The organism is Lacimonas salitolerans (assembly GCF_042677865.1).
In the GTDB taxonomy this organism is placed as follows: Bacteria; Pseudomonadota; Alphaproteobacteria; order Rhodobacterales; family Rhodobacteraceae; genus Lutimaribacter; species Lutimaribacter salitolerans.
Genome location: NZ_JBHUDD010000054.1, coordinates 43,829 through 52,291 on the forward strand (window position 1 = coordinate 43,829; position 8,463 = coordinate 52,291).

Annotated in this window: 7 protein-coding genes; 1 reads left to right on the forward strand and 6 read right to left on the reverse strand. The window is 64.0% G+C overall.

The genetic code is table 11. From position 1 onward, the window contains the following. Positions 1 to 52: 52 nt before the first annotated feature. The 4 genes from recG to sciP all read right to left on the reverse strand — a co-directional run bounded on the left by recG (position 53) and on the right by sciP (position 5,439). The gene (recG, locus tag ACFTOW_RS10225; RefSeq protein WP_379915291.1) at positions 53 to 2,143 is read right to left on the reverse strand and encodes an ATP-dependent DNA helicase RecG; all 2,091 of its coding nucleotides are present in this window, start codon (positions 2,141 to 2,143) and stop codon (positions 53 to 55) included. Continuing rightward, the gene (gene ligA, locus ACFTOW_RS10230; protein ID WP_379915293.1) at positions 2,140 to 4,257 is read right to left on the reverse strand and encodes an NAD-dependent DNA ligase LigA; all 2,118 of its coding nucleotides are present in this window, start codon (positions 4,255 to 4,257) and stop codon (positions 2,140 to 2,142) included. Before ligA ends, recG begins: the two co-directional genes overlap by 4 nt. An 80-nt stretch (positions 4,258 to 4,337) precedes the next feature. Then, complete coding sequence (gene ctrA / locus ACFTOW_RS10235; protein WP_379915295.1) at positions 4,338 to 5,063, reverse strand: response regulator transcription factor CtrA; 726 nt, start codon at positions 5,061 to 5,063, stop codon at positions 4,338 to 4,340. A 97-nt stretch (positions 5,064 to 5,160) separates the two neighbouring features. After that, complete coding sequence (gene sciP, locus ACFTOW_RS10240; RefSeq protein WP_379915297.1) at positions 5,161 to 5,439, reverse strand: CtrA inhibitor SciP; 279 nt, start codon at positions 5,437 to 5,439, stop codon at positions 5,161 to 5,163. 131 nt (positions 5,440 to 5,570) lie between these two features. Here sciP and mnmA point away from each other — a divergent pair, with 131 nt between their 5' ends. Next, positions 5,571 to 6,713, forward strand: a complete 1,143-nt coding sequence (gene mnmA / locus ACFTOW_RS10245; RefSeq protein ID WP_379915299.1) for a tRNA 2-thiouridine(34) synthase MnmA — start codon at positions 5,571 to 5,573, stop codon at positions 6,711 to 6,713. Positions 6,714 to 6,752: 39 nt separating this feature from the next. Here mnmA and ACFTOW_RS10250 read toward each other — a convergent pair whose 3' ends face one another. After that, complete coding sequence (locus tag ACFTOW_RS10250) at positions 6,753 to 7,649, reverse strand: DMT family transporter (RefSeq protein ID WP_379915301.1); 897 nt, start codon at positions 7,647 to 7,649, stop codon at positions 6,753 to 6,755. A gap of 43 nt (positions 7,650 to 7,692) precedes the next feature. Further along, the gene (locus ACFTOW_RS10255) at positions 7,693 to 8,328 is read right to left on the reverse strand and encodes a DUF2238 domain-containing protein (RefSeq protein WP_379915303.1); all 636 of its coding nucleotides are present in this window, start codon (positions 8,326 to 8,328) and stop codon (positions 7,693 to 7,695) included. Positions 8,329 to 8,463 lie beyond the last annotated feature (135 nt).

An 8,463-nucleotide genomic window follows, 5' to 3' on the forward strand; every position in this document is an offset into this window, starting at 1 on the left:
ACTTTATAGGAACATTTCGGAACATTCTGGAACACGCGCAGGCGGTTTTCAGTTAACCCACTGAAATCAAACGAATCGCCTGATCCTGTTCCATCAGCCACAGCAGAACACGCGCGGCACGGCCCCGGTCGCCCTGCAACTCGGGGTCATCCGCCAGCAGCTTGCGCGCATCCGACTGCGCCACCGCCATCAGCGCCGCCTGTCGTTCCAGATCGGCGACCCGGAACCGGGGCAGGCCCGACTGCGCGGTGCCGATCAGGTCGCCCGCCCCGCGCATCTCCAGATCCACCTCAGAGATGCGGAACCCGTCCTCGGTGTCGCGCAGGGTGGTCAGGCGCTTTTCGCCCGCATCGCCCAGGGGGGCCTGATACATCAGCAGACAGGTCGAGGCCGCATCGCCGCGCCCGACCCGCCCGCGCAACTGGTGCAGCTGCGCCAGACCAAAGATTTCGGCCCGTTCGATCACCATGATGGTGGCGTTGGGCACGTTCACCCCCACCTCGATCACCGTGGTGGCGACCAGCACCGAGGTCTCGCCGCGCTGAAACGCGGCCATCGCGGCGTCCTTGTCCGCAGGCGGCATTTGCCCATGCACCAACCCCACGACGCCCTCGCCCAATGCTGCACGCAGGCGTTTGAACCGCTCTTCCGCGGCGGTCAGGTCCACCAGTTCGGATTCGTCCACCAGCGGGCAGACCCAATAGGCCTGCTTCCCCTCGGCCACCGCGCGGCGCAGGCTCTCGACCACCTCGTCCATGCGCGCCGTGCTGACCAGCGCGGTCTTGATAGGTTTGCGCCCGGGCGGCTTTTCGTCCAGCACACTGACGTCCATGTCACCATACTGCGCCAGTGCCAGGCTGCGCGGGATCGGCGTGGCGGTCATCACCAGCACATCGACCGCCTGTCCCTTCTGTCCCAGCTCCAGCCGCTGGCGCACGCCGAACCGGTGCTGTTCATCCACCACCGCCAGCCGCAGATCGGCAAATTCCACATCCTTCTGAAACACCGCATGAGTGCCCACCAGAACGTGAATGTCGCCCCGCGCCAGTGCGGCCAACTTGGCACGCCGCTCGGCCCCCTTGTCGCGCCCGGTCAGGATCTCCAGCACAACACCGGCCTCTTCGGCCATAGGGCGCAGCCCCTCAAGATGCTGACGGGCCAGGATTTCGGTGGGAGCCATCATCACGCCCTGCCCGCCCGCCTCGACCGCGATCAGCAGCGCCATGAAGGCCACCAGCGTCTTGCCCGCGCCCACATCGCCCTGCAACAGCCGGTTCATCCGCAACGGATTGGCCAGATCCTCGGCGATTTCGGCAATCGCGCGGGTCTGTGCGCCCGTGGGCGCATAGGGCAGCGCGGTCAGCACACGGGCCTGCAATGCACCGTTGCCCTTGGTCTGCCGCCCCTTGGCGCGGCGCAGTTTCGACCGCGCCAAGGCCAGCGTCATCTGATGCGCCATCAACTCGTCATAGGCCAGACGTTCACGCGCCGGTGCATGGGCGGCCAGATCGGCCAGCGTTTCGGGCGCATGGGCGGCGGCGATGGCGGCGTGCCAGTCGGGCCAACCGGCCTGCGCCTTTTGCGACGGGTCGATCCACTCGGGCAATTCCGGCACCCGCGTCAGCGCCCCGCGCACGGCCTTGGTCATCTGTTTCAGGCTGACCCCCTGTGTCAGCGGATAGACAGGTTCGAACGCCGGAATTTCATCTGCCTCGGTCAGCGGCAGGACATGGTCGGGATGCACCATCTGCGCCATGCCGTCGAACAGCTCGACCCGGCCCGACACGATCCGGCGCTGCCCGGTCGGCAACAGCTTTTGCAGGTAATCGGTGCGGGCGTGAAAGAACACCAGTTGGAACGCGGTCTGCGCATCCTCGACATTGATGCGATAGGCCCCGCCCTTGCGCGCAGGCGCGCGGTGCTGGCCCACAGTCACCTCGACCGTGACCACGGTGGGAAAATCCGCGCCCATTACGCTGTCGCGGCGGCGGCGGTCGATGCCCGTATGCGGCAGGGTAAAGATCAGGTCGCGCGGGCGGGTGATGCCCATATGGTCCAGCAACTGCGCCGTTTTCGGCCCGACGCCATCCAGCGTCTCGATCCCGGCAAACAGCGGGAAAAGCTGCTCGGGCCGCCCGCTCATGCGTCGCCGATCAGCGCCAGCCAACCGTCTTCGTCCAGCGTTTCGATGCCCAGTTCACCGGCCTTTTTCGCCTTTGACCCCGCGCCCGGCCCGGCGACCAGTATGTCGGTGCGCGCGCTGACGCTGCCCGACACCTTGGCCCCCAGCGCCTCGGCGCGGGCCTTGGCCTCTGCCCGGGTCATCTTTTCCAGCGTGCCGGTGAACACCACGGTCTTGCCCGCCACGGGGCTGTCAGACGTGGGGCGCTCGGCGTCCTGCACGTCAAGATGCGCGACCAGCCGGTCGATGCTGGCGCGTTCGTGCTCTTGCGCAAAGGCGGTGACCAGGCTTTGCGCCATCACCGCACCAACACCGTCGATGCCCAGCAACCGCTCCCATTCCGGCCCTTCAAGAGGGGCCGCGGCGGTGATCGCCTGCTCGAACTCGGCCCAACTGCCATAGCTGCGCGCCAGCAGGTTGCTGGCCTGCTCGCCGACATGGCGGATACCCAGCGAAAACAGCAGTCGCGCAAGCGGGATTTTCCTTTTCTCTTCAATCGCTTCGAACAGATTGTTCGCACTTTTCTCGCCCCAGCCTTCACGGTTCTTCAACTGCTGCAGGCCGCTGCCATACCGGTCCTTGAGCGTGAAGATATCGGCAGGTTCCGTGATCCAGCCGTCTCGGTAGAACTGCTCGACCTGTTTGGCACCCAGACCTTCGATGTCAAAGGCCGCGCGACTGACGAAATGCTTCAGCTTTTCAACTGCTTGCGCGGGGCAGATCAAGCCACCGCTGCACCGCCGCACGGCGTCGCCCTCTTCGCGGATCGCCTCGGAGCCACATTCTGGGCACAGGGTGGGAAACGCAAAGGGCTGCGCATCATCTGGCCGTCTGGACAGGTCCACATCGGCAATCTTGGGGATCACATCACCCGCACGATAGACCTGCACCCAGTCGCCCGGACGGATGTCGCGCCCGTCGCGGATCGGGCTGCCCTTGGCGTCACGCCCGGCGATGTAATCCTCGTTGTGCAGGGTCGCGTTGCTGACCACGACGCCGCCCACCGTCACCGGGGTCAGCCGCGCCACCGGCGACAGCGCGCCGGTGCGGCCGACCTGAATGTCGATCGCCTCCAGCCGGGTCCAGGCCAGTTCGGCGGGAAATTTATGCGCAATCGCCCAGCGGGGCGTGGTCGAGCGGAACCCGAGTCGCGCCTGATAGGTCAGGTCGTCGACCTTGTAGACGACCCCGTCGATGTCATAGCCCAGCGTGGCGCGTTGCTGCTCGATGCGCGCGTAATGCGCAAGCATTGCGTCCAGATCGGCGCAGCGGTTTGTCAGAGGGTTGGTTGAAAACCCCAAATCAGACAGGCGTTGAAGCGCCTTCATCTGGGTGTCTGCCAGAGGGGATGAAATCTCGCCCCAGCTATAGGCAAAGAACCGTAGAGGTCGCGCGCGGGTAATGCCCGGGTCAAGCTGCCGCAGCGATCCGGCGGCGGCGTTGCGCGGGTTGGCAAAGGTCTTTTGCCCAGCTGCCGCCTGCCGCGCGTTCAGCGCCTTGAAATCCGCATGGCTCATGTAGACCTCGCCGCGGACTTCAAGGATATCCGGCGCACCGCTCAGGCGCTGGGGGATATCGGCGATGGTGTGGGCATTCTCGGTGACGTTTTCACCCACCGCCCCGTCGCCGCGCGTGGCCGCGGTGATCAGGGTTCCGTTTTCATAGCGCAACGACAGGCTCAGCCCGTCGATCTTGGGTTCGGCGGTGTAGGCCAGCGGCGCATCGGGCGCCAGACCGAGGTACTTGCGAATCGATGTGTCGAATTCAGCCACTTCCTCGGCGTCAAAGGCGTTGCCAAGGCTCATCATCCGCACGCGGTGGGGTATCTTGCCAAAGCCCTCGGCCGGCGCTGCCCCCACCTGATCGCTGGGGCTGTCAGTGCGTTTGAGGTCGGGAAACCGCGCCTCGATCGCCATGTTGCGGGATTTCAGCCGATCATACTCGGCATCCGAAATCGCGGGCGCATCGTCGCGGTGATAGGCTGAATTGGCGTCCTCCAGTATCATCGCCAGCCGCGCCAGTTCCTGCACCGCTTCGTCCTGCGTCAGTGTCTCAACCGCTTTGTCCGTCGCCATGGTCGCGCCCCTGTCACCCTTGGGCAAGTGATAGGGGCGCGGCCGGTCAAGGTCCAGTCCGTGAGTGGCGGTGTCGGACCTCAGGCGCCAATGGCGATCTGGCGGGTGCTATCGGCAGGGTCGGTCAGGGGTTGCGGATCGCGCAGAACATAGCCGCGCCCCCAGACCGTTTCGATATAGCTGTCGCCGCCAGTGGCCACGCTCAGCTTCTTGCGCAGCTTGCAGATGAACACGTCGATGATCTTCAACTCGGGTTCATCCATGCCGCCGTACAGGTGATTCAGGAACATTTCCTTGGTCAGGGTCGTGCCCTTGCGCAGCGACAGCAGTTCCAGCATCTGGTACTCCTTGCCGGTCAGATGCACCGTGCTGCCCTCGACATCCACCGTCTTGGCATCGAGGTTCACATTAACCTTGCCGGTGCGGATCACCGATTGCGAATGCCCCTTGGAGCGACGGATGATCGCATGGATTCGCGCCACCAGTTCGTCGCGATGAAACGGCTTGGTCAGGTAATCATCGGCCCCGAACCCGAATCCCTTGATCTTGCTGTCGGTGTCATCCGCGCCCGACAGGATCAGGATCGGCGTCGCGATCCGTGCCAGCCGCAACTGGCGCAGCACCTCGTGCCCGGTCATATCTGGCAGGCCGATGTCCAGCAGGATCAGATCGTAATCGTACAGCTTGGCCAGATCGATCCCTTCCTCCCCCAGGTCGGTGGTATAGACGTTGAGATTGGCATGGGTCAGCATCAGTTCGATGCTTTTCGAGGTCGTGGGATCGTCTTCAACCAGCAGCACGCGCATCCAGGATCTCCGTTATGTGTCAGTTTGCGTTGGAATCAAACGTGAACAAAAATAGTTAACCACAAGTTACCATGGCACAACCTTTACGACACTCCTCCTAAGGTTGTCTATATTTTTGCACCGCGGTCGCCTTCAACGCGTCCAGTCCGTGCTGCGTGACGGCGTTCACCCACTCGTCGAACTCCTCTGCGCTCAGCGCATAGCGGGCCAGAGCCTCGTCCCGCGTGATCAGCCCCGCCAACACACCGCGCACCACCGCGGCCTTGCGGCTGGCCACCCAGCGCCTGGTATCCTGCGGCGGCAGATCGGCGCGCGTCATCACAGTGCCATCCGGCAGCGTCACGGCCCTTGGGCCATCCAGCTTTTTCAGATACATGGCAGTCACCTTTCGTCGAACCAGTTCAAACTGGCCGCGGCAGGCTTAACGCCCGGTGAAACCGGGGCTTGAGAGTGCGTCGGATTTTCTTATATTCACCGCTTGTTTCATCCAGATCATGGGAGGCCGCGATGGCCCTCGACACCGACACGACGCTCAATTCCCTGGGCTTTGCCAAACCGCCGTCAGAAACCCGCGTGGTCGTCGCCATGTCGGGCGGCGTGGACAGTTCGGTCGTGGCCGCACAACTGGCCGACGAGGGCTATGATGTGGTGGGCGTCACCCTGCAACTGTACGATCACGGTGCGGCGCTGGCCAAGAAAGGCGCGTGCTGTGCGGGCATCGACATCCATGACGCCCGCCGCGTGGCCGAGGAAATGGGATTTCCCCACTACGTTCTGGATTACGAGAACATCTTCAAGGATGCGGTGATCGACGAGTTTGCCGACAGCTATCTGGCCGGGGCCACGCCGGTGCCCTGCATCCGCTGCAACGAGAGGGTCAAGTTCAAGGACCTGCTGGAAACAGCGCGCGATCTCGAGGCCGACTGCATGGCCACCGGGCATTACATCCAGCGCAAGATGGGCGCCACCGGCCCCGAACTGCACAGCGCGGCGGATGCGGCGCGCGACCAGTCCTATTTCCTGTTCTCGACCACCCCCGAGCAACTGGCCTATCTGCGCTTTCCTCTGGGGCATCTTCCGTCAAAGGCGGCGACGCGCGAACTGGCGGCAAGATACGGACTGGCCGTGGCGGACAAGCCCGACAGCCAGGACATCTGCTTCGTGCCCAACGGCGACTACGCCAGCGTGATCGAGAAACTGCGCCCCGGTGCAGCCGAGCCGGGCGAGATCGTGCATGCGGATGGCCGTGTTCTGGGGACTCATGAGGGCGTGATCCACTACACCATCGGACAGCGCCGGGGGCTTGGCATCGGCGGGCTGTCCGATCCGCTGTATGTGGTGCGGCTGGATGTGGACACGCGGCGCGTGGTCGTCGGCCCCAAGGACATGCTGGCCACGCGGCAGGTGCCGGTGCGCGAGATCAACTGGCTGGGGGATGCGCCGCTCACATCGCGCGCGGAGTGGCACGTGGCGGTCAAGGTGCGTTCGACCCGTCCGCCACGCGACGCGATCATCCGCCCGCTTTCCGACACCACCGCCACGGTCGAGCTGCTGACCCCCGAGGAAGGCGTCAGCCCCGGACAGGCCTGCGTGTTCTATGAAACCGAAGGCAGCCGCATCCTCGGCGGCGGCTGGATCTGGCGTGGCTGATCGTAGGGTGGGTGCCAACCCACCTTCCGGCCCTGCCCGTCAGGCCCCGCCCTGCGGCCTGTGCCGCCGGTTGATCAGCACCAGCCCGATCGCCACCAGAACCAGCGCCGCGATGGTGTTCCAGCCCACATCCTCGCCCAGCAGGGCCCAGCCGAAGAACACGCTGATCACCGGCGACAGAAAGCTGAAGCTGGCCACGCCTGACGCCGGATAGACCGACATCAGGAAAAACCAGAACATGTAGCCAAGGCTGGCCACGACGACGACCTGATAGGCCAGCGACAGGAAATGCACCGCCTGCGGATCGCGCAGGAACGGCCCAAAGAAAAACGCCGCCGCGATCAGCATCACCGACGACACGATCAACTGCCACATGAGCTGCATTTCAGGCCGCTGCTCGGACACCGGGGTCAGCCGCACCGTCAGCGCGATCCCGGCCCAGCCTGCTGCCGCCCCAAGGGCTGCGATATCGCCCATCACGCTGGCCTCGCCGCCCTGGCGCACCGCCAGCACCAGCGCCACGCCGCCCATCGCCAGCGCGAGACCCGCCGCGCGCCGCAGCGTCAGCCGCTCGCCGGGCAGCACGAAATGCGCGATCGCGGCCAGCATCATCGGCATGGTGTAGAACAGGATCGACGCGCGCGACACGGTGGTGTTGTCCAGCGCCCAGAACAGGCAGACGAACTCGAAGGCAAACAACGACCCAAGCAACAGCCCAGACGCCCAGTAACGGCGGCTGAAATCGGCGCGCACGCCGCGCACCCACATCCACAGGATCAGCACCGCAAGCGCCCCGACCGAACGCAGGCCGGACATGAAAACCGGCTGGAACCCTTCGGTGCCGACCTTGATGACGACTTGATTGAAGGCCAGGATCCCGGCGAACCCCACCAGCGATACCGCGCCGAACAGGTCGATATGTTGCTTGCGTTCCATTGGCCGCAGTCAGACGGCATCGCCCGCCCGGCGTCAAGGCGGGTTACTTGCGAAAGCGTTTGAAAAAGCGCGGGTTGCGGGCCACGAAATCCTCGATCAGGTGGCCCAGCCCGATGCGCCCCTGCCACTTCAGATAGGCCCAGCCAGACCCGGCCCCGATCAACGCACCAAGGGCGTTCATGATCAGATCGCCCATCGTGTCCACCAGCCCCGATTTCTGCATGTTCAGCCCGAAAAGCTGATCCATGGCAAATTCGAAAATCTCCCACATCGAGCCGATGGCCAGCGCAAAGCAGAAGGCAAAGAACGCGATCGCATAATGCGGTGCGGCGTATCGGTCGCCCTGGAACATCATGAACACCAACACGAATCCGATCAGACCGAAGCCAACCGCGCTGCCTGCATGCATGGCGACATCCCACCACCAGAAGCGGTTGTAGAAATCGAACACCTCGCCCAGAAACAGCGTGCTGCCGATGAAGATCACGATCGCGGCGATAAAACTGGGCGGTATGTGGATTTGCGCCCACCGCGCCACAAGAACCGGCGCCATCGACAACAGCAACGTGGCCAGCGACACAAAAGCCAGCGGCCAGTTGCGCACGAAAAGCGCATCCAGAAAAAACAGCGCCAGCAGCACCCAGATCGCCTTGGCCAGCCATGTCTGTTCTGCGAACATGTGCACGCTCCTTACCTTGGTCCGTCCCGATATATGCAAAAGACCCCTCTCAGACTAGGGTCTGTTGACGTTTAAGGATTCCCATATCGGCTTCGAAGTGATTCAAGGTTGCCAAATGGGAGGTGACCTTGATCC